Annotated in this window: 24 protein-coding genes, 1 tRNA gene and 1 pseudogene; 9 read left to right on the forward strand and 17 right to left on the reverse strand. The window is 66.2% G+C overall.

Features of this window, described 5'->3' with window-relative positions; translation table 11 throughout:
- The 6 genes from AWC07_RS09000 to AWC07_RS09025 all read left to right on the forward strand — a co-directional run.
- A partial coding sequence (locus AWC07_RS09000; protein WP_244187535.1) for a hypothetical protein occupies positions 1-775 on the forward strand: 775 nt, incomplete at its 5' end.
- A 92-nt stretch (positions 776-867) separates the two neighbouring features.
- The gene (locus AWC07_RS09005) at positions 868-1,047 is read left to right on the forward strand and encodes an antitoxin (RefSeq protein WP_036409222.1); all 180 of its coding nucleotides are present in this window, start codon (positions 868-870) and stop codon (positions 1,045-1,047) included.
- A 4-nt stretch (positions 1,048-1,051) separates the two neighbouring features.
- Positions 1,052-1,489 (forward strand): type II toxin-antitoxin system Rv0910 family toxin, encoded by a 438-nt coding sequence (locus AWC07_RS09010; protein ID WP_036409163.1) that lies wholly within the window; start codon positions 1,052-1,054, stop codon positions 1,487-1,489.
- Positions 1,490-1,596: 107 nt separating this feature from the next.
- A complete protein-coding gene (locus AWC07_RS09015; protein ID WP_036409225.1) occupies positions 1,597-2,379 on the forward strand; it encodes a VOC family protein in 783 nt (260 codons plus the stop codon).
- Between the two features lie 36 nt (positions 2,380-2,415).
- A complete protein-coding gene (locus AWC07_RS09020; RefSeq protein ID WP_036409166.1) occupies positions 2,416-2,835 on the forward strand; it encodes a hypothetical protein in 420 nt (139 codons plus the stop codon).
- Between the two features lie 41 nt (positions 2,836-2,876).
- Complete coding sequence (locus AWC07_RS09025) at positions 2,877-3,614, forward strand: trimeric intracellular cation channel family protein (protein ID WP_084293275.1); 738 nt, start codon at positions 2,877-2,879, stop codon at positions 3,612-3,614.
- A 5-nt stretch (positions 3,615-3,619) separates the two neighbouring features.
- Here AWC07_RS09025 and AWC07_RS09030 read toward each other — a convergent pair whose 3' ends face one another.
- The 17 genes from AWC07_RS09030 to AWC07_RS09110 all read right to left on the reverse strand — a co-directional run bounded on the left by AWC07_RS09030 (position 3,620) and on the right by AWC07_RS09110 (position 17,787).
- Positions 3,620-4,102 (reverse strand): VOC family protein, encoded by a 483-nt coding sequence (locus tag AWC07_RS09030; RefSeq protein ID WP_036409169.1) that lies wholly within the window; start codon positions 4,100-4,102, stop codon positions 3,620-3,622.
- Positions 4,103-4,181: 79 nt separating this feature from the next.
- A complete protein-coding gene (locus AWC07_RS09035) occupies positions 4,182-5,696 on the reverse strand; it encodes a carotenoid oxygenase family protein (RefSeq protein ID WP_036409171.1) in 1,515 nt (504 codons plus the stop codon).
- Between the two features lie 2 nt (positions 5,697-5,698).
- On the reverse strand, positions 5,699-6,928 hold the full coding sequence (locus AWC07_RS09040) for an acetyl-CoA acetyltransferase (RefSeq protein ID WP_036409173.1): 1,230 nt from the start codon (positions 6,926-6,928) through the stop codon (positions 5,699-5,701).
- Positions 6,929-7,213: 285 nt separating this feature from the next.
- Positions 7,214-8,464, reverse strand: a complete 1,251-nt coding sequence (locus tag AWC07_RS09045; RefSeq protein ID WP_084293277.1) for a PPE family protein — start codon at positions 8,462-8,464, stop codon at positions 7,214-7,216.
- 24 nt (positions 8,465-8,488) lie between these two features.
- The gene (locus AWC07_RS09050; protein WP_036409176.1) at positions 8,489-8,788 is read right to left on the reverse strand and encodes a PE family protein; all 300 of its coding nucleotides are present in this window, start codon (positions 8,786-8,788) and stop codon (positions 8,489-8,491) included.
- Between the two features lie 187 nt (positions 8,789-8,975).
- Entirely contained in the window at positions 8,976-10,400 is a 1,425-nt protein-coding gene (locus AWC07_RS09055) for an MFS transporter (protein ID WP_279628864.1), read from the reverse strand.
- Between the two features lie 709 nt (positions 10,401-11,109).
- Positions 11,110-11,367, reverse strand: a complete 258-nt coding sequence (locus AWC07_RS09065) for a hypothetical protein (RefSeq protein WP_036409234.1) — start codon at positions 11,365-11,367, stop codon at positions 11,110-11,112.
- 10 nt (positions 11,368-11,377) lie between these two features.
- Positions 11,378-11,611: a hypothetical protein gene (locus AWC07_RS09070; protein WP_036409183.1), complete on the reverse strand. Its 234-nt coding sequence runs from the start codon at positions 11,609-11,611 to the stop codon at positions 11,378-11,380.
- A 65-nt stretch (positions 11,612-11,676) separates the two neighbouring features.
- Entirely contained in the window at positions 11,677-11,865 is a 189-nt protein-coding gene (locus AWC07_RS09075; RefSeq protein ID WP_036409185.1) for a hypothetical protein, read from the reverse strand.
- Positions 11,862-12,062, reverse strand: a complete 201-nt coding sequence (locus tag AWC07_RS09080) for a hypothetical protein (protein WP_036409187.1) — start codon at positions 12,060-12,062, stop codon at positions 11,862-11,864. The genes AWC07_RS09075 and AWC07_RS09080 overlap by 4 nt, the downstream gene beginning before the upstream one ends.
- Entirely contained in the window at positions 12,059-12,220 is a 162-nt protein-coding gene (locus tag AWC07_RS27505; RefSeq protein WP_167380041.1) for a hypothetical protein, read from the reverse strand. Before AWC07_RS27505 ends, AWC07_RS09080 begins: the two co-directional genes overlap by 4 nt.
- 74 nt (positions 12,221-12,294) lie before the next feature.
- Positions 12,295-12,370 (reverse strand) — tRNA-Arg (locus AWC07_RS09085).
- A 167-nt stretch (positions 12,371-12,537) separates the two neighbouring features.
- Positions 12,538-13,362, reverse strand: coding sequence for an LLM class F420-dependent oxidoreductase (locus AWC07_RS09090; RefSeq protein ID WP_084293279.1), 825 nt, complete (start codon positions 13,360-13,362; stop codon positions 12,538-12,540).
- 26 nt (positions 13,363-13,388) lie between these two features.
- Positions 13,389-14,450: a poly-gamma-glutamate hydrolase family protein gene (locus AWC07_RS09095; protein ID WP_036409193.1), complete on the reverse strand. Its 1,062-nt coding sequence runs from the start codon at positions 14,448-14,450 to the stop codon at positions 13,389-13,391.
- A gap of 129 nt (positions 14,451-14,579) precedes the next feature.
- Complete coding sequence (locus tag AWC07_RS09100; RefSeq protein WP_139829612.1) at positions 14,580-15,848, reverse strand: Nramp family divalent metal transporter; 1,269 nt, start codon at positions 15,846-15,848, stop codon at positions 14,580-14,582.
- A gap of 56 nt (positions 15,849-15,904) precedes the next feature.
- The gene (locus AWC07_RS09105) at positions 15,905-16,984 is read right to left on the reverse strand and encodes an NAD(P)H-dependent amine dehydrogenase family protein (protein WP_036409196.1); all 1,080 of its coding nucleotides are present in this window, start codon (positions 16,982-16,984) and stop codon (positions 15,905-15,907) included.
- Positions 16,985-16,995: 11 nt separating this feature from the next.
- The gene (locus AWC07_RS09110; RefSeq protein ID WP_036409199.1) at positions 16,996-17,787 is read right to left on the reverse strand and encodes an SDR family oxidoreductase; all 792 of its coding nucleotides are present in this window, start codon (positions 17,785-17,787) and stop codon (positions 16,996-16,998) included.
- Between the two features lie 299 nt (positions 17,788-18,086).
- On the opposite strand from AWC07_RS09110, the gene pstS reads away from it, so the two are divergent.
- The 3 genes and pseudogenes from pstS to pstA all read left to right on the forward strand — a co-directional run bounded on the left by pstS (position 18,087) and on the right by pstA (position 21,098).
- Positions 18,087-19,202: a phosphate ABC transporter substrate-binding protein PstS gene (gene pstS / locus AWC07_RS09115; RefSeq protein WP_036409202.1), complete on the forward strand. Its 1,116-nt coding sequence runs from the start codon at positions 18,087-18,089 to the stop codon at positions 19,200-19,202.
- 12 nt (positions 19,203-19,214) lie between these two features.
- Entirely contained in the window at positions 19,215-20,189 is a 975-nt protein-coding gene (gene pstC, locus AWC07_RS09120; protein ID WP_036409203.1) for a phosphate ABC transporter permease subunit PstC, read from the forward strand.
- Positions 20,186-21,098: pseudogene (gene pstA / locus AWC07_RS09125) on the forward strand (phosphate ABC transporter permease PstA). Before pstC ends, pstA begins: the two are co-directional and overlap by 4 nt.
- The last annotated feature ends 45 nt before the right edge of the window (positions 21,099-21,143 follow it).

A 21,143-nucleotide genomic window follows, 5' to 3' on the forward strand; every position in this document is an offset into this window, starting at 1 on the left:
TGACGGCAACAACGGATTCTTCTGGCGCGGCACCGGCCAGGGCCTCATCGGCGCCGACTACACCATCACCATCCCCCAGATCCCGCTTACCCTCGGCGGCGGCGGCACCCTCAAACTCCCCATCACCGGCGACATCACCGGCCTCACCGTGCAACCCTTCACCCTGCACGGTCAAAACAGCCCCGGCATCCCGCTGAATCTGGCGCTGACCGTCGACGGGGATTCCGGGGGAACCACTATCCGCATCAACATCCCCGACACCGATATCGGCTTCGACATACCTATCGATGGTCTCCCAATTACCTTGACCATCCCCTTGAACTCCGAGCTGAGCCCGATCTTGATTCCGGAAATCAATCTCGGCCAAATCCCGCTCGACCTCACGTTGGGCAGCGACACCACACAGCTCAACACGGCCCTGGGCGCCGGTATCGGCCCCATTGCCGTCACCCTCTTCCATGTGTCGCCCGTTCCGGGCTTCGCAAACTCCACGAGCGTCCCGTCATCGGGCTTCTTCAACTCCGGTGCCGGTGGCTCGTCAGGCTTCGGCAATACCGGCGATACCCTCTCGGGCTTCTGGAACGTCGGTTCGCAGATCTCGGGGTTCGAGAACTACGGCGGCAGCCTCCTATCCGGCATCACCAACCTGGGCGGCGCGTTGTCCGGCATCGACAACACCAGCAGTCTCGGCCTCGCGCTGGCCGGCATCGTCTCGGGTGTCGGCAACGTCGGCAGCCAGCTCTCGGGCCTCTTCCTCAGCGGCTCGGTGCCGTAACCGCAGGCCGAAGCTGGTTTGGGCGCCACCGGCACCGGCAAGTAGGGTTCGTCAGAAGATGCTGAGGATCCCCGTGGAAGGAACGGTTGCGCATGGGAATCATGGACAAGGCGAAAGACCTGCTGTCACAAAACGCCGACAAGGTCGAGACGGCGATCGACAAAGCCGGCAAATTCGTCGACGACAAGACGCAGGGCAAGTACTCCGACACCATCCACAAGGTGCAGGAGCAGGCCAGGAAAGTAGTCGACACGGGCGACCAGCAGAGCTGAGGCCATGGCGAAACTCTCCGGATCCATCGATGTCCCGTTGCCGCCGGAGGAGGCGTGGCTGCACGCCTCGAATCTGTCCCGCTACCGCGAGTGGCTGACGATCCACCGGGTCTGGCGCAGCAAGTTGCCCGAAACGCTGGAGAGGGGCGCGGTCGTCGAGTCGATCGTCGAGGTCAAGGGGATGCTCAACCGGATCAGATGGACGATCGTGCGCTACAAGCCGCCGGAAGGCATGACGCTCAACGGCGACGGAGTCGGCGGTGTCAAAGTCAAGCTCATGGCCAAGGTCGCGCCCAAAGAGGAGGGCTCCGTCGTGAGCTTCGATGTCCACCTCGGCGGGCCCGCCCTGTTCGGGCCGATCGGCATGATCGTCGCCGCCGCGCTCAGAAGCGACATCAGCGAATCCCTGCAGAACTTCGTCGAGGTTTTCGCACAGGCCTGATGTCGACCCGCGCCGGCGCCCGTCGCGGACCAGCTGACCTATCAGCCGATGAGTTTCCAGGCCGACCGCGGTCCATAACTGTGAAACCACACGGCAAGGAGGACATCATGCCCATCCGTCACGGCGCGCCGCTGGGCGCCCCCTGCTGGATCGACTTGACCACATCAGACCTCGACCGCGCTCGAGACTTCTACGGCACGGTATTCGGGTGGACTTTCGAATCCGCCGGCCCCGAGTACGGCGGATACGTCAATGCCGCCAAGGATGGCCATCCCGTCGCCGGATTGATGGCCAACAACCCGCAATGGCTGTCGCCGGACACCTGGACCATCTATTTCCACACCGCCGACGTCAACGCGACTGCTGCCAAGGTCAGAGCCGCGGGCGGCTCGGGCCGCCTGGATCCGATGGAGGTACCTGCCAAAGGATTCATGAGCCTGGCAAGCGATCCGACGGGCGCGATGTTCGGCTTGTGGCAGCCGCTGGAGCATCGCGGCTTCGAGGTGATCGGCGAAGCGGGCTCACCCGTCTGGCATCAACTGACCACTCACGACCACCGTGCGGCCATCGACTTCTACCGCGACGTCCTCGGGTGGCGGACCGAAGACATTTCTGACACCGACGAATTCCGCTACACCACAGCGAGTTTCGGTGACGAGCAATTGCTCGGCGTCATGGACGGCGCCGGTTGCCTCCCCGACGGCGTGCCGTCGAACTGGACCACCTTCTTCGGCGCCCACGACGTCGACACGACACTGCAGCTGATCACCGACAACGGCGGCGCGGTCCTGCGGGCGGCCGAGGACACCCCGTACGGGCGGCTTGCCGCGGCCACCGACCCGACGGGCGTCGCTTTCAACCTGTCGTCGCTGCCGACAAGCGTGGCGTGACTCGATGCGAATTGGCGCCCTATTACGCTCGCATGCATGATTCGCCGGCTGCGCCCGGGTTGGCTGGTGGCGCTTTTCGCCGTGATCGTGTCGGTCAGCACGTGGCTGCCGTGGTTGACGACGACGGTCGGCGGCGGGGGCTGGGCAAACGCTGTCGGCGGCACCCACGGCAACCTGGAACTGCCGCCTGGGTTCGGCGCGGGCCAGCTGATCGTGTTGCTGTCGTCGACGTTGGTGGTGGCCGGGGCGATGGTGGGACGCGGTTTGTCGGCCAAGCTGTCTTCGGTTGCCGCGCTGCTGGTTTCGCTGCTCATCGTGGCGCTGACCATCTGGTACTACCAGATCAACGTCAACCCGCCGGTGTCGGCCGAGTACGGCCTGTACGTGGGTGCGAGCGCGGCCGCCTGCGCGGTGGTGTGCTCCCTGTGGGCGGTGGCCGCCGCGACCCTGCAATAGACTTCACCATTCGTGGCGGACTGTGTTGATAGCGATGCCCCGTGAGTCCGACGCTGGGCGAGGTATTCCGGGTCATCGACCTCGCCGGTGTCTTCGGCAACGCGGTGCTCGGTGGCATTGTCGCCACCGAGGAACGTTTGGACCCCATTGGGTTTGCGGCGTTGGCCATTCTGTCTGGCCTGGGTGGCGGGCTGATCCGGGACACCCTGTTGCAGCACGGGCCTCCGGTCGCGCTGACCGACTACCTGTATCTGGTGACGGCTATCGCCGGGGGCGTCGTGGCCTTTCTAGTGCCGGTATACGGCCGCACGTGGAACCTGACGTTGCCAGTCATCGACGCGATCGCGCTGGGAACGTGGGCGGTCGCGGGAGCGCAGAAGACACTCGGGATAGGCATGGGCTGGGCGGCGGCACTGCTGATGGGCACCATCACGGCAGTGGGAGGCGGGACGCTGCGTGATATTGCGGTCCGCCGGACGCCGCAGATCTTCGGCGGTAACACGCTTTACGCGACCTGCGCGGTCATCGCCAGCGGTGTGGTGGTGCTCTTCGCCCACTACGGTCAGGCCACCGTGGGGGCGGTGGTTGCCACCGTCGTCGGTGCTGTTCTGTGCCTGGTCGCCCGCTGGCGGGGGTGGCAGTTGACGGAAGGGCCGGCGTGGCACTACGCCCTGCGAAGACCGCCGGGTAAGCGATTGCCCCGGATCACGTTGCGGGTCAACAGCGACGACTCACCTCTTCCGCTGGTCGGCGAAAGACGCAGGCCGCGCAAGCGCTGACGGCCTCAGCTCGACGGGAATTCGTGGGCGCCTGAGGCCGAGCTGTCGGCGGGCTCGTTGACTCCGTACACGAAGGGCGCGAACACGACCTCCCGTCCGTCCGGATCGCGGAAGGTGACTGCTCCCGTCGCTTCCCAGTACGGGTGCTGCTCGACGGGTTCGACCGCAGCGTTGCGGAGCCGTGCCACTGCCTCCTGCTGCGCCGAATTGTCCGGGAAGTACAGACAGAGCTGTTCGTGGTGGTCCACCGCGACCTCGTCGACCGCCTCGACGATCTCGAGGGTGAGATTCCAGCTGGGCAGACCGAAGATCGCACCGTTGCTGCCGTAGCTTTCGCCGAATGTCTCGTAGAGCGGGAGCCCGACCAGGTCACGGTAAAAGCGCACTGTCTCTTCGAAATTCGAGGAGCGACGGGCGAAGCGGATAGAGCCGATCGATGCCAGCTCCTTGGGCCAGTGGGTCGTCCGGCGGCGCTTGTTGTTGTTCACTGCTCCTCCGTTTCACCGAGCCTGTAAATTCGCAGGCCGCTACTCGTAGTCTTCCTGCCGTATTACAGGCTCGCGAGCATCACAGCCCGACAGCGCCCGCCGGCGACTCCGCGTGACGCCAGCGCCGCAACTCGGCGCCGGGTACCCACGTCGAATGGGTGCCGCTGGAAATACGTTCGGGCAGCTGCAGTTTGCATACCGGGCCGTCACCGACTCGGGCCGCGTCGAAGACCAGGCAGTAGGAGGTGTCGTCGTTCATGTCGGTGGTCAGCGTGACCAGGTAGCCGTCGTCCTCGGCGGTGCCACCAACCCGCGGCGCCATCTGGGTTTCGCTCCCGTAGACGCCCTCACCGAATGAGTAGCCCTCCTGGTTTCCGGTGAGCAGGTCGTGTTTGACCAATCCGTCGAACAGGAACCAGCCCGGTTTGCCGGTCGCGGCATATGCGTAGCGGTACTGGCGCGCGGCGTAGCCGTCGTTGATGGTCCCGAACTCGGTGATGGACTCCGACAGCTGTTCTTCTTTCACCGCGCCGGTGACCAGGTTGAGCCGCCACCGGTGCAGCCGGGTTTGCAGGCGATCCAGGGCCAGGAAGCGAAACAGCTTCTGCCACTTGGTCCCGCCGTTGTCCAGCGGCTGGGGGTCGCCCTCGTAGAAGCCGTCGAGCACGATCTCGTCGCCGTCTTCGTAGGCGTTGGTGAAGTGCAGCACAAACGTCGGTTCCGCTTCGAACCAGCGGATGTCGCCGCTAAACCCGCGGCGCGGGATCACCGCGAAACGCGACGGCATGTCCGGGTAGAAGCGCGGCAGGTGCACGTTGTGCTCGAGTAGCCGGGGGTCCCAGAACAGCGGGAAGTCGTTGAGAATGGCGTAGTTTTCGGTGAACGCCATGTCGTGCGGCAGCCGCGGGCCGGGCAGCGGGATGTCGACGTAGTGTGTCAGCTCGTTGTTCAGGTCGACGACGCCGTAGTGCATGTACGGGTCTTGCTTGCTGTAGTTGAAGAACAACAGCTCGCCGGTCTTGCTGTCGACTTTGGGATGAGCCGATACGCCCCAGCCGAACGGAAAGTGCCCGTTCCAGGTCTCCTTGCCCAGGGTGTTGCCCGAGTAGGGGTCCAGCCGGTAGAGGTCGCCGCATTGGTAGAAGCTGGTGAGCGCGATGCCGCGGTGCACGATGACGTCGGTGCTCGACGCGTCCTTCATCAGGGTGCGAGCGCCCCAGCCGGTGTCCCGCTTGGCGAATTGCACCGGCTCGGCCAGTCCCGGCCACAGCGGTCCGCCCGCCTCGTTTTCCGCCAGGAAGCCCTCGGTCTGGACAAAGCGGTTGCGGTAGAAGGCTTTTCCGTCTCGGAAGCCGACGACGTGCACCATGCCGTCGCCGTCGAACGGGTGGTAGGTCTTGAACGCCGGATGCAGCGGGTTTTCGGTGTTGCGCAGGTAGATGCCGTCCAGGTCGCGGGGGATCGCGCCCTCGACGGCCGTCAGCTCGTCGGCGTCCCACTCGGTGGTCTGCGGCCGCCACGGTCCGGTGCGGTAGGGGTGGTCGTCGTCTTCGGGCAGGGTGGACAGGTATTTGCCGACGATCTCGACATTCATCATCAAACGCCTTTACTGACAACGAAACTGACGGTGGTCGCGGTGCTGCCGCCGAAGTTCAGGGTGCCGAATCTCCGCGCGCCCTCGACCTGATAGTCACCGGCCGTGCCGCTGACCTGCTTGGCCGCGTCTAGCAGCATCCGCACGCCGGAGGCCCCGACCGGGTGTCCACCGCCGATCAGCCCACCGCTGGGGTTGATCGGCAGCCGCCCGCCGATCTCGATCTCCCCGTTTTCGATGGCCTTCCACGATTCGCCCGGTCCGGTCAGGCCGATGTGGTCGATGGCCAGGTACTCGCTGGGGGTGAAGCAGTCGTGCACCTCGAACCCGTCGACGTCGTCGAGGCTCACCTGTGCACGACGCAACGCGTCGAGCACGGCCGACCGCACGTGCGGCAGCACATAGGGGTCGTGAGCGGCGCGCTCGAGTTTCTGGCGCAAACCCAGCCCGACGGTGCGATGTCCCCAGCCGTCGATCCGGCCGATCGGGCGGGCGGCGGGATGGGCGCGCAGATAGGCGTCGTTGACCAGCACCAGTCCCGCGCCGCCGTCGGTCATTTGGCTGCAGTCCAGGCGCCGCAGCCGCCCTTCGGTGATCGGGTTGGTGGTGTCGTCGTCGGTGATCGGGTCGGGAATCGTCCAGCCCCGGGTCTGGGCGTTGGGGTTGCGGCGGGCGTTGGCGTAGTTGAGCGCGGCGATGGCCCGCAGGTGGGTGTCGTCCAGGCCGTAGCGCCGGTCGTATTCGTCGGCGACTTCGGCGAACATCGACGGCCACAGGTAACGCGCCTCGGCGCCCTCGTGGCCGGTCCACGCCGCCGCGCCGAGGTATTGCGCCGCGGTGTCACCGGGCACGGTCTTTTCCAGTTCGAGGCCGACGACGAGCGCGCTGTCGTAGGCGCCCGAGCGTAGGTCGGCCATCGCCGCCAGCGTGGCCACGCTGCCGGACGCGCACGCGGCTTCATGCCGGGAGGCCGGGGTGTCCCAGAGGCCGTCGCACATGGTCGCCGGCATCGCGCCCAGATGGCCCTGAGCGGTGAACATCTCGCCGAAGGCGTTAGCGACGTGGACGACGCCGGTCGCGGCGATGTCGGCGGCGCCGACCCGGGCCTCGGTCAGCGTGGCGGCGACGACCTCTGCCGTCAGGTCGGCAAAGTCACGGCGCTCCTTGGTGAGGTTGCGAGCGAAATCGCTTTGGTAGCCGCCGAGAATCCACACGCCTGCAGTGCCGTCCATATGCGGCACGGTACCCCAGGTTGGCGCGCGCCTTCGGTGATATCCGGTGAGGCGCGCAACGCGCCCGGAAGTTGGGCGGCCCCATCGGCTCTCGGGCTGAACCGACGGGACCTGGGAAGGCGTAAAGGCCGGCCGATACGCCCCCCTCTTGTGGGACATTGCCATCGGCGGCGATTGACAAACATCTTCGCCGCCTCGGTTCTCATTAATCGAAAATCAGGCTGAGCTTGGTAAACGCCATATTTCGCGGGTCCGACTGCCGCAATCGGGCTCTCTACGGGGAAATCAGAACGGACGATTGCCCGGTGTTCCTCCGGCGGGCGGCGGCTGCTGGATCACCACGACGGTGGGCTTGCGCTTGGGTTCCCCGTCTTCCGCGGCAGCTTCGTTGGGGACACGTGGCCCCGTCCCGCCGGCGCCGCGTCCGGCCAAACTCGCCAGCGCCATGCCGCTCAACAAGCCTGCCGGAGCTCCTCCCATGTCCGTCGGGGCGGCGCTGAGGCCGGCGCTGGGTAGCGACTCGACTGCCAGCTTGATTTCGGGGGCGGCCATGGTCCAGCCGTGCGGCACCGACAGCCCCCCAACCAGGGCTGCCTGGCCCAGACCCGCGGTTGCGCTGCTGCTCGGCGACGACACCAACACCTCTATGTTCCGCCTTTCCGGGCTCTGCAAATCGAGGGTTGTGCCATGAGTCGGTCCCAACCCGCCGTGAGAATCGCCGGTCCGAGAGTTGTAGTACCAGGGTCTGGCGGTGTTGACCGCCGAAAGCGACAGGCTGCTGGTCCCGACGGCCGCGATGTAGAGGGCCAGTGCATCCAGTTCCCCGATCGGGGTGGGGACCGTGATGCTGGCGGCGGGGGCTGGTAGCTCTGACGTGAGCGCGGCGAAAGCTGTGGTCGGCGGGAGTGCTTGCAGCGTGTCCGTACCGATGGACGCAACCTGACCCGGCGGCGCGTCGGTGGCCTGTGCGGCCTGTGCGGCCTGGGCCGCCGCTGCCGTCGGGTCGGCGGTGTGCGCCGGTTGGCTGAACGGCGTCAGCGTCGACGCGGTCTCGGAGGCTTCGGTGTACTGGTACATGACGGCGGCGTCCTGCGCCCACATCTCGGCATACTCGGCCTGCAGGGTCTCGATCGCCGGGGTGTTTTGACCGAAGATGTTCGTCGTGACCAGCGACGCCAATTGGCTGCGGTTGGCCGCGATCAGCGGCGGCGGCACCGCCGTGGCCCGCGCCGTCTCGTATGCCGCCGCCGCTGCCGATGCTTGGGCGGCGGTCTGCCGGGCCTGCTCCGCCGCGGCGATCAACCATTCCGCATAGGGCGCGGCCGCAGCTGCCATGGACGCCGACGCGGGACCCAGCCACGACTCGAGCGTCAGCGCCGAGACCACCGAGGCATAGGAAACCGCCGCGGAGTTCAGCACCGCGGTAAGGCTTTCCCACGCGGTGGCGGCGGTAAGCATGGGTCCCGATCCTGGACCCATGTACAACAACGCGGAAGTCACCTCCGGCGGAAGAGCGCCGAAGTCCGTCGCTAGCACCCTTGTTGGCCAGTCTCAGCCGGGCTAGCCGGCCGCAATGGCATTGGCGGCCTCGGTCGCCTCGTATGAGTGGGCACTGGCGGCCAGTGCGGCAACGAAGGCCTGGTGAATCGCTGCGGCCCGGGCGCTGACTACCTGGTACAGCTGCGCGTGTGCGCTGAACCGCGCTGCCGTCAGCGCCGACACCTGGTCGGCAGCGGCTGGAGCCACGCTTGTCGTGTGGGCCGACGCTGCGATGTTTTGAGCGCTGACTGCCGAACCGATCTCCTGCAAATTCCCGGCCGCCGCCGATAGTGTCTCCGGCTGGGTGACCACAAACGTCATCACATTCTCCTAACTCGCAGAAGGCGCCGGATTGCCTGTCCGATAGCTGAATTAGACGGGCAGGCGCCCCGAAAACCGCGCAGGAAGGCACTCCTTAGCTGCAGGGTACTTCGTTGCCCGCTCGCTGAACCCCGGTTTGGCCGAGATCCATACCGGATGGATGAGGAGGCTTTGCGCTATTCGGAAGTCATTCGGTGTCGGCGACGAGGGCGACCGGCTCCGATCCCTCACGAGGCTCGTCCAGGTGCACCCGATCTCGTTCGGCAACGAGACGCTGGGCGTCGGAGCGATCGATGTCGGCCAGGTCAACGCCGTTTGTCTCGTGGGCGACGAGGACGGCCACGGCGCTCACCGAGGCGGCAGCCGCCAGGTACCAGGCAATGGGCGTCGCGGACTTGTAGGTTTCGAGCAAGCGGACAGCAATGATCGGCGCCAGGGAACCGGCCACGATGGAGGTGACCTGATAACCGAGTGAGACTCCGGAATAGCGCATCCGGGTCGGGAACATCTCTGCCATGGCCGCGGGCTGGGTTGCATACATGAGGCCATGGAAGACCAATCCGACCACGACGGCTGACAAGATGACCGCGTCACGCCCGCTGTCCATCATCGGGAAAGCGAAGAAGCCCCACGTGGCGGCGGTGACGGTACCGACGAAATAGATTGGGCGCCTGCCGAATCGGTCGCTGAGATGTCCGGCCAGCGGGATGACGACGAAGTGTGCGGCATGGGCGGCCAGCAGCCACCACAGGATGGCCACGGTGTTGGCGTGCACGTGCACCTTGAGATAGGTGATAGAGAAAGTGACCACCAGGTAGTAAATGGCGTTCTCCCCGAAGCGCATCCCCATCGCGGTGAAAACACCACGCGGGTAACGCTTTAACACCTCAACGAGACCGAACGACGTGGTGTTGGCGCACTCGCTTTGCCGTTGCGCCTCGAGGAAGATCGGTGCGTCGGTGACCTTGGTGCGGATGTAGTAGCCGATCAGGACGACGACCGCTGACAACCAGAACGCCACGCGCCAGCCCCAGCTCAGGAACGCTGCATCCGACAATGTGGACGTGAGGACCAGCAGCACCACGGTGGCCAGCATGTTGCCGCCGGGGACTCCGGCCTGCGGCCAGCTCGCCCAGAAGCCACGGCTGGCATTGGGGCTGTGCTCGGCGACGAGCAGAACCGCACCGCCCCATTCGCCGCCGACGGCGAAACCCTGGACGAACCGCAGGGTCACCAGCAATGCGGGAGCCCAGTAGCCGATCTGGCTGAAGGTCGGCAGGCAGCCCATGAGGAACGTGGCGGCGCCCACCAGCAGCAGGCTCAGCTGTAACAGCTTCTTGCGTCCGAACCGGTCCCCCAATTGGCCGAAGACGATGCCACCCAGCGGGCGGGCGGCGAAGCCCACTGCGTAGGTCACGAAGGCGGCGAGGATGGCGTCCAGGTCATTGCCGCCCTGGGCGAAGAACACCTTGCTGAACACCAGCGTCGCGGCGGTGCCGTAGAGGAAGAATTCATACCATTCGACGACGGTGCCGGCCATGGACGCCGCAACCACCCTGCGCAGGTAGGTTGGCTGGAAATCGTCGGGCGGCACACCATCACCCACACTCACCCGGTTTTTCCTCCTCGTCGACCGCCACCAGGGGGCCTGCGGCAGCGTACCCGGTCACGAGTGGTGGCGCAGGGCATCGATGCGATGTCGATCGACAGCTATTGTCATGCGCCTCAGCAGTCACAGCCAGTGCGGGGTATGCCGTTGTGCCCGCCTCTGCGCGACAATCGGGCGAGGGCGACGGGTTACACAGCGGGCGGGGCGGGCGGCAACGGGGGTGCTGAAGCCGGCGACCGGAGCGTGGTCAGCGTGGGCAGCGTGGTCAGCGTGGGCGTCGTCGGGGTCGTTACGTCGACGGTGGCGGTGACCGTGTCCGTGCCCTCAGTCGCTGTGATTGTTGCGGGAGCTTGATGGAAGCGCCGGAAGGCGTCGAACCCCGAGAAGTTGGCGCCAGTTGCCCGGATTCGCCAGGGGCAGACTCCTCCGGTTGCGTCCTCCGAATCGACGCCAGCGCCCGAGCCTGGACCTAACGAGGCAGCTGTGCTGGCCGAGGTCAAGGATTTACCTACATTCCGCAGCCCGTCAAGGACTTGTGCAATCGGCGCTGACATTGGCGAGGCTACTGGATTCGCCTGGGGCGATGCCGCCAGTGGCCGGCGGCTCAGCACCGGCTGTCGGAGACCTTGGACAAGCTGCGGAAGGGTCAGCCACGGCGAACCAGCAAGTTGGCTTCTGTGCAGGCTATGACCCGCGGCGGGCCGGGCTCCGGTTAGGGGGCGGCCCCTGCGGTGGTGTGGCCAAATCGCTGGAACGCGGCCTGACGGGTGATGCCGAGGGCGACGCCGATTGCTGCCCAGGTGTCCCCGGCCGCGCGGGCGGCATCCACCGCGGCCCGCAGCTCGGACTCCGCCATCTCAACGGCTTCTTTCGCGGCGATGATGCGGCGCATGTGGCTGGCGTCGCGGGCCTTGGCGGGGTCGACGTCAAGGTTGTCGAGCCATTCGTCGATATCGGTCTTGTGCTTCACACTCATGTCATCACCTCAGGTAGTCGTAGAACTTCGGGCGTAGCACGTCGGCGTGGATGATCCGGGGCGGTTCGTCTGCTGGGATGATTAGCTCTAGCAGGCGCCCGCTCTGGTCGGGGCCGATCACCAGCAGTTGAACTACGCCGTGGTATTCAAGTTCGACGTAGCGCAACGCGTTGCGGTATGCGTGGAGCATGGCGTCGTCGCTGATGCCGTGCTTGCGGGCACTAGCCCTTACCTCCACGTGTAAACCTTACCTTTACAACCAAAGCGTGTAAAGAAATTCTTTACACGCGCACTTGAGTCGGCCTATTTGACGACGTAGGGCCGAAACGGCTCGGGTGCGGGTTTGATACCGGCGAGGTCGAACACACGGATCAGGGCGCGCAGGAGGTCAACAGGCCACTCATTGGCCGGGCGGGCATCGAAACGGGCCGATAGCTCCCTGCGCAGGGAGCGGAGTTCGGGGTCGTTGTCGCCGTATCTGTCGACTGTCATCGCTCACCTGACCTAACCACCCGCAGGCCGGGGGCGATGTTGACGCCGCCGCCCGTGGGGCCGCCGAATTGAAGGTCGACGGCAGCGACGACGACCGTAAGCAGGCCCAATGACCACGTGCTCGGCGGATGTATCTCGAAGCGGCGCACCAACTCCCCGCGTAGCCGCCGAATCTCGGCAGCATTGGCCGTGGTCATCGGGTCACCCCGGCACGCACGTCACCCTCGACGACCGTCGCCAGCCGCTCACAGAAACCGAGGGTGTCGGTGATCTTCTCGGCCAGCTCAGTCGCCCGGAGCAGGTTGCGCCGGACACGGGTTAGGCGGTCGTGGGGGTTATGGGTGCTGATGGGCATGGGGCTCCAATTCGTCGGAGCCACGCCAGTCAGTTGCGCGAAACTTGTGCGGAAACGCATCTGCGCTGGTCAGCTGGTGCCCCCGGCAGGATTCGAACCTGCGACACCGGCTTTAGGAGAGCCGTGCTCTATCCCCTGAGCTACGAGGGCGAAGCGCCGAGGGCCGCGAGGGCGCTGCTGGCCGTCGGTGTTGGGGCGGTGTCAGTGTATCGGGGCGCGGTCGCACCCATGCATGCCAGAGGTGCGCGGCCCTTGGGTCGAACGGGTTTTGGCTTCAGCCTTGATGGGCGCCGGGGCTGCGCTCACCGGAAAGCGACTCAGCGCAGTTCCGCGATCACCTTCGCGAAGTTGTCCAAGTGGTTGTCCTGCACGGTGAACGACGTCACCCCGTATCTATCGCGGTACCCGGACAACGTATCGGCGATCTCCCGGGGCGACCCGCTGAGCACCGAGTGCAGCGCCAGTATCTCCTCGTCGGACAACTCCGGCGCGTACCGGCGCGTCATCGCCAAGTTCGGGATGCGCTCGCCCTGGGCCGGCACCGCCGTGATCGCCAGGTTCAGCTCGAGCGCGTCGAACCGCTCGCCGGCGGCCTTGCGGACGAACTCGACCCGTTCGGCCAGCGGGTCTTCGGCGTGGTGAACCCGGGCGCCGGTCAGTCCGATGATGTCGGCGTACCGCGCGGCCAGCGTCATCACCCGGTCGCCGTTTCCGGCGATCAGAATCGGCACCTCAGGGTGATGTTCTTTCAGATAGGTCGTCGTGTGTTCGAGGTGGCCCACCCGGGCTCCGGCGCTGGGGTAGGGCAGCTCGGCGGCGTCGAACTCCTCGCGGACGTAACCGGTGCCCAGGCCTACCTCGAGGCGGTGGTCACTGAGCAGGTCGAGCGCCTCGACCTCGCGGCTGAGCAGGGCCGGCTTGTAGAACGCGGCGTTGAGCACGTACATGCTCAGCCGGATCCTCGTGGTGACCATGGCCGCCGCGGTCAGCGTCGGAAACGGTGCCGCCGCACCGAGGTGATCGGGCACGCAAAGGACGTCGAACCCCAGATCTTCGGCCCGCCTCACCTTCTCTTGCAGCGCCATCCGCGATTTGATGAAGCGAACGCTGAGTCCGAAGCGAAAGTGCTTGGCCACCAACAACCTCCGTTCACTCGCCGCGACGACACTTACCAGGAACGCGCCGCGGCCACCAGTCCTGCCACCAGAGCGGCAGTGACCGGGGACAGACCGTCGGTTCCCGGCAGGGGACTGCGCGGGCTGAGCCCTCGGACGCGCGCCGACAGCTCCAGTTGGGTTCCGCCGCCGCGTACCCGGTTGACCGGATTGCCGGGATGCAGGCCGCGCAGCTCCAGCGGAATGGCCTCCAGATCGGTGACGACCTGGTAGCCGGGCAGGTCGAGGTGTCGGGCAAGGTGGGTGGCCAGCGCGCGGTTGCCGCCCCCGGCCAGCAGCTGTGTTCCCCGACCGATGCGGCCGTAACCGTGCAGGGAGACCGCGACGTCGACGTGGTCCAGGAACTCCGCGAGCCGCGCCGACTCCGCGGGGTCGAACCGGGCCGAGGGCAGGTGATGCGGATACCGGCCGGGATGCCGAACGAGGTACACCGATGCGTCGGCGGCCTCGGCGGCCCGTTCGGCGATGACGTCGGTGATCTTCTCCAGGTCGCCGCCGTGGATGGCAAGAAACCCGAACCGCGACCGCAGCCTGCTGACCTCGCGTATTCCGGGTTCACGTAACAGCGCCGAAAGTGATTGCGGCGCAGGCTGCGACGTGGCCTGCGGGTTGGCCCCGGGCCAGCGCGCGGGGTCCCAGCGGTGCAGAAAGTCGATCCAGCGTTGCGGTAGCCCATGGTGGACGGCGCCGTCGATGATGCGGGGTAGATAGCCGGGCCGGGGCGGGCCCGGGGTTACCCGGTGGTCGATGTACACCCAGGCCGGCGTTGGTCCGGCCCCGGTATGCACGCTGCGCCGGTAGCGCCGATAGCGGACCGGCACTCCCTCGGCGCCGTCCAGGGCGGCCAGGTCGTGGTCGGAGACCTGCCAGAGCACCCCGTGCACCTGACCTCCGGTAAACGGCTCGACGGTGGCTACCCCGCGCTGGTTGATCAACCAGTCGTGGTCCAACAGCACCGCGGGCCGCGGATCACTCGCGTCGGGGCAGCGCGCCGCCATCTGCCGCACGCACAGGTTGGAGCCGTATGCGAAGTAGGGCTGCCGACCGGTCGCCATTCAGCCGGCCACCGTCGGAATGGTCAGCATGAGATCGTGACACGGACGCCGTTTAGCACAGCTGACCTCCGGCGAGCCCCAGGAATGACGACACCACCCATCCTGCCGTACCAGGCAACCGGCGCGCCGTTATCCCGCCACCGTCAGGCAGATCAACACCGCGTTCAGCAGGCTGATCATGACGGCCACGACCCAGCCGACGACGGTGGTGGCGCGGTGGTTGGTATCGCTACCCATCACCTCCGGGTCGCTGGTGAGCCGGACCAGCGGCAGCACCGCGAACGGTATGCCGAACGACAGCACCACCTGCGAGAGCACCAAGGTGCGGGTGGGGTCGAACCCGATGGCCAGGATCGCCACCGCGGGGCACAACGTGACCAGCCGGCGTACCACCATCGGAACAGACCAGTGCAGCAACCCCTGCATGATCGTCGCCCCGGCGTAGGCGCCCACCGACGCCGACGCCAGACCCGACGCCAGCAATCCGATCGCGAAGAGCACCGCGACCGTCGCACCCAACGTGTCGTGCACGGCAGTGTAGGCGCCTTCGATCGACGCGGTATCGCCGCGACCGCGCATGTTGAGCGCGGCGACCAGCAGCATGGCGGCGTTCACCCCGCCGGCCATCACCATCGCCAGGCCAACGTCCCAGCGGGTGACCCGCAGCAGCCGGCGCCGGAATGGGCCCGGTTCGGGATGTCCGTGCCGGTCGCGGGCCAGACCCGAATGCAGATACACCGCGTGCGGCATAACGGTGGCACCCAGGATGGCGGCGGCCAGCAGCACGCTCTCGGTTCCGTGGAACCGAGGGATCAGGCCGGCCAGGACGGCATCGGATGGTGGTGTGGCAACGAAGAAACTGGCCGTGAAGCCCACGGCGATGATCATCAGCAAACCGGTGATGACGCGTTCGAACAAGCGCTGGCCGCGGCGGTCCTGCACCGTCAACAGCAGCATCGAGACGGCCCCGGTGATGACCCCGCCGATGGGCAGCGGCACGTCGAACAGGATGCGCAGCGCGACCGCCCCACCGATGACCTCGGCCACGTCGGTTGCCATAGCAACGATCTCCGCCTGCGCCCAGAAGGCCAGCCGGGCCGGACGCCCCATCCGCTTGCCGATCGCTTCGGGCAGGGAGTCGCCCGTCACCAGCCCCAGCTTCGCCGACAGATACTGGACCAGGCCGGCCATCACGTTGGCGGCGACGATCACCCACAGCAGTAGGTAGCCGAACTGGGTCCCGGAGCTGACGTTGGCGGCAACGTTTCCGGGGTCGACGTAGGCGATCGCCGCGACGAAGGCCGGACCGAGCAGATACCAGCTGGTCTTCAGCGAAGCCTGGGTGTCCTGCGCCAACTCACCGACCTTTGATCCCGCTCCGCGAATAGAACCTTGCATAGACGCCGAATAGGAAAGTGACGTTAGCTCAAGCCCGGTCGGCGGGCCACCGGGCACTACTCGCCGGCGACGTAGAGGCCCTTACCGGTGACCAAGGGCAGGTCGAGCGTCGTGCGGATACCCGGTTCGGCGGCCACCACCGCCGGGATCGCGTTGACCAGCCGCATCGCCGTGGCGACCAGTCCGGCATGGTTGTGGTCGCCGTGGCGGCTGCTCAGACAGATGTCCACGGCGTACGAGGGTTCGCCGGTGATCTCGATGCGATACGAGCCGCCCGGCTGTGCGGGCTGCGGCCAATCCGGGCACAGGTCTTCGCGCAACCGGGTGACGTGTTCGAGTACCACGGCGGGCGCGCCGTCGACCAGGCCCAGCACCTCGAATCGCAGCGCGGCGGCACTGTCTTTGGGAATATGACCCGAGGCGATGTCGAAGGCCTCCGGCGCCGGTTCCCGGACGTACATCTCCTCGACGACGTCAACGGAAAGGCCAAGGCCGGCAGCAAGTTGGCGCACCACCGAACCCCACGCCAAACTCAGCACACCGGGCTGCAGCAGCATCGGAATCTCGTCGATCGGCTTGCCGAATCCCATTACGTCGAACATGACGACGGCACTGTCATAGGTGGCGTAGTCGACGATCTCCATACACCGGATTTGCTCGATGCTCTGGCAGGTGCCGGCCAGTGCCAGCGGCAGCAGGTCGTTGGCGAAGCCCGGGTCGATGCCACTGACGTAGAGGCTCGAATTGCCTTCGCGCGCAGCATCTTCCAGTGGCTTGACGAGCTCGTCGGGGATTACCTGCCACGGATACTGCAGGAAGACCGGTCCACTGCCGACGACGTTCACCCCGGCCGCCAGGACCCGTCGATAGTCGTCCAGCGCCTCCGACAGCCGGTTGTCGGCCATCGCGTTGTAGACGGCGCACTGCGGTCCGGTCGCCAATACCGCATCCAGATCGGTGCTGGCTTTGACGCCGGTGGCTTGCGGGAATCCGGCGAGCTCGGCCGCGTCCCTACCCGCCTTGGCATCCGACGACACCCACACCCCGGTGAGCTGGTAGGCCGGGTTGGTGATGAGCGCTCGCAGCGAATGGATGCCGACATTGCCGGTGCCGAGCTGGACGACAGGTATGGGCATGACGGGCTCCTTTAGAGGTCCGGGATGGGAAGGTCGAGGTTGGGGACGGTGAGGCCGCCGTCGACCTCCAACACCTTGCCGGTCAGGAAGCTGCCCGCGGGTGAAGCCAAATACACTGCGGCAGCGGCGATGTCGACGGGATCGCCGAGCCGGCGCAACGGTGTGGCCCGCTCCATCGGCGCGCGCAGCTCGTTGTTGGCGGCCACTACGTCCAACGCGGAGGTGAGGATCGACCCCGGTGCGATCGCATTGACCCGGATGCGCGGACACAGGTCCAACGCCGCCAGCCGGGTGTAGTGGGCCAGGGCCGCCTTCGCGGTTCCGTAGGCGGCGAAACCACGCCCGGCGAGCCGGCCCATGGTCGACGTGATGTTGATGATGCTGCCGCCCCCGGAGTGCTCCAGCATCAACGGCGCTGCCGCGACGGTCAACGCGTGGGCGGTGGCGACATTGAAGGTGAAAGCGTCCTTGAGGTCCTTGGTCGAGGTGGTCAACAACGTGTTCGGCATGGTGCCGCCAACGTTGTTGACGACGATGTCCAGTTTGCCGAACGCCTCGACCGTCTGACCGGCCAGCTGTGCGGTGACCTCGGGATGGGCCAGGTCGGCGGCGACGACGTGGGCACGCCGTCCGACGGCACGGACCCCTTCGGCGACCTCGTCCAGCTGGGATCGGGTGCGCGAGGCGATGACCACGTCGGCGCCGGCCTCGGCGAACGCCAACGCGATAGCCGCGCCCAGGCCGCGACCACCTCCGGTGATGACGGCGACTTTGCCGTCGAGGCGGAACTTGTCGAGGATCACTGCCGGCCTCGTTTCAGTTGTCGGCCGAGACGGCGGGGACCCTCGCCCGTCTCGGCTGTGGGAATTTCTGGAACGGGTTCTACTTTCTCACAGCGGCGCAAAGATGTAACGGATCCGGATACCCCGATCGGCTCGGTCGGCCCGTGCTTCACCAACGCCATGTGTCTGGACGGCGGCTGACAGATGAACTGGTTCAAGTCGGCCGATTGTTACGGTAGCCTCGTGGCTGCGAGGAAAGCGGCTGGTTGGCGGGCCGCGCCTAAGTACGGTCCGGCGAATGTCTACCGTTAGGAATTGAATTGAAACTCAACGGATTTGGCGCCACGCTGAGCATCCTGGCTTCGGGCGCTCTGCTCTTGTCGGCATGCGGCAGCGACAACAACGCGAGCGGCGGCGGCTCGACGGCAGGCCAATCGTCGGGCAACGTGAACTGCGGCGGGAAGAAGACACTCAAGGCCAGCGGGTCCACGGCCCAGGCCAACGCGATGACGCGCTTTGTCAAGGCATTCGAGCAGGCCTGCCCGGGTCAGACGCTCAACTACACGGGCAATGGCTCGGGCGCAGGAATCAGCGAATTCAACGGGAATCAAACCGATTTCGGTGGTTCGGATTCACCGCTGAGCAAAGACGAAGCCGCGGCGGCGCAACAGCGCTGCGGCGGCTCGCCGGCGTGGAATCTGCCGGTGGTGTTCGGTCCGATCGCGGTGACCTACAACATCACCGGCATCAGTTCGCTGAACCTGGACGGTCCCACCCTGGCAAAGATCTTCAACGGCACCATCACCACCTGGAACGATCCGGCGATCCAGGCCCTCAACTCGGGCACCAACCTGCCCGCCACCCCCATTCACGTGGTGTTCCGTAGCGACGAGTCCGGCACCACGGACAACTTCCAGCGCTACCTTGACGCCGCCTCCAACGGCGCGTGGGGCAAGGGCGCCGGAAAGGCGTTCGCCGGCGGTGTCGGCGAGGGCGCCAAGGGCAACGACGGCACGTCGGCCGCGGTGAAGGGCACCGAAGGGTCGATCACCTACAACGAGTGGTCGTTCGCTCAGGCGCAGCGCCTGAACATGGCCAAAATCGTGACCACGGCCGGTCCCGAGGCCGTGGCGATCAGCGCCGAGTCGGTCGGAAAGACGATCGCGGGAGCCACGATCAAAGGACAGGGCAACGACCTGGTGCTGGACACGGTGTCGTTCTACCGGCCGGCGCAGCCCGGTTCCTACCCGATCGTGCTGGCGACCTACGAAATCGTCTGCTCCAAATACCCTGATTCCCAAGTTGGTACGGCGGTGAAAGCGTTCCTGCAGTCGACCATCGGCGCCGGTCAGAATGGGCTGGCCGACAACGGCTATATCCCCATTCCGGACGGGTTCAAGTCGAGGTTGTCGACCGCGGTGAACGCCATCGCCTGAGCTGGGGTCGACGTGGTCCGAGACCCGCTGGCCAAGCCTGCGCTGGTTGAGGTCGACGCGCGCGCGTCACGGCGGGCGGATCGGCTGTTCAAGTTGGCGGCATCGGCCGCCGGTTTGACGATCGTGGCCGCAATCCTGCTGATCGCGGTATTCCTGTTGCTTCGTGCCGTCCCGTCGTTGCGCGCCAACCACGTGAATTTCTTCACCAGCGCCGAATTCAACACGGCCGACGACGAGAAGTTGGCGTTCGGCATCCGTGACCTGTTCATGGTCACGGTGCTCAGTTCGATGACCGCCCTGGTGCTGGCCGTACCGGTTGCGGTCGGGATCGCGGTCTTCCTCACCCAATATGCCCCTCGAAGGTTGTCGCGCCCGTTCGGCGCGATAGTGGACTTGCTGGCCGCGGTGCCGTCGATTGTTTTCGGATTGTGGGGAATCTTCGTGCTGGCGCCGAAGCTGGAGCCGGTCGCAGATGTTCTCAACCGCAATTTGGGGTGGCTGTTCTTGTTCAAGAACGGAAACGTGTCGCTGGCCGGTGGGGGCACCATCTTCACCGCGGGGATCGTGTTGGCGGTGATGATCCTGCCGATCGTCACCTCGGTATCCCGGGAAGTGTTCCGGCAGACGCCGCTGATCCAGATCGAAGCGGCCCAGGCATTGGGCGCGACGAAATGGGAGGTGGTGCGGATGACCGTGCTGCCGTTCGGCCGCAGCGGCGTGATCGCCGCGTCGATGCTGGGGTTGGGGCGTGCGCTGGGCGAAACGGTGGCGGTGCTGATCATCTTGCGGTCGGCGGCCCGGCCCGGAAACTGGTCGCTGTTCGACGGCGGTTACACGTTTGCCTCCAAGATCGCTTCCGCGGCGTCCGAGTTCAGCGAACCGCTGCCGACCGGCGCCTACATCTCGGCCGGGTTTGCGCTGTTCGTCCTGACCTTCGTGGTCAACGCCGCCGCGCGGGCCGTGGCCGGCGGAAAGGTCAACGGATGAGCATCGACGCCCTCGACCGGCCGGTCAAAGCGGTGGTGTTCCGGCCGCTGAGCCTGGCGCGGCGGATCAAGAACAGCCTGGCGACCGTGGTGTTCTTCAGCTCGTTCGCCATCGCGCTGGTGCCACTGGTGTGGTTGTTGTGGGTGGTGATCGAGCGCGGCTGGTATGCCATCGTCCGGCTGGACTGGTGGACTCATTCGTTGCGCGGCGTGCTGCCGGAGGAGTTCGCCGGGGGCGTGTACCACGCGCTGTACGGGACCCTGGTGCAGGCCGGGGTGGCGGCCGTGCTGGCCGTGCCGTTGGGCCTGATGACCGCGATCTACCTGGTCGAATACGGCAACGGCCGGATGGCGCGGGTGACCACGTTCATGGTCGACGTCCTTGCCGGGGTCCCCTCGATCGTGGCGGCGCTATTCATCTTCAGCCTGTGGATCGCCACCCTGGGATTCCAGCAGAGCGCGTTCGCGGTGTCGTTGGCGCTGGTCCTGTTGATGCTGCCGGTGGTGGTGCGCTCCACCGAGGAGATGCTCAGGTTGGTGCCCGACGAGCTGCGCGAAGCCAGTTATGCGTTGGGCGTTCCGAAATGGAAGACGATTGTGCGCATCGTCGTTCCGATCGCGATGCCGGGCATTGTGTCGGGTGTGCTGCTGGCGCTGGCGCGCATCATCGGCGAAACCGCCCCGGTGCTGGTGCTGGTCGGCTACAGCCGCTCGATCAACCTCGACATCTTCAACGGCAACATGGCTTCGCTGCCGTTGCTGATCTATACCGAACTCACCAACCCCGAACACGCCGGCTTCCTGCGCGTGTGGGGTGCGGCGCTGACGCTGATCATCCTGGTGGCCGTGATCAACGTGGTCGCGGCGGGGATTCGCTTCGTGTCCAGCCGGGCGTCGACGATTGCCTTGATCCGGGCGGGGATTCGCTTCACGGTAACTCGATAGCGGCAACCCG

It is taken from the genome of Mycobacterium gastri, from assembly GCF_002102175.1.
GTDB lineage: Bacteria > Actinomycetota > Actinomycetes > Mycobacteriales > Mycobacteriaceae > Mycobacterium > Mycobacterium gastri.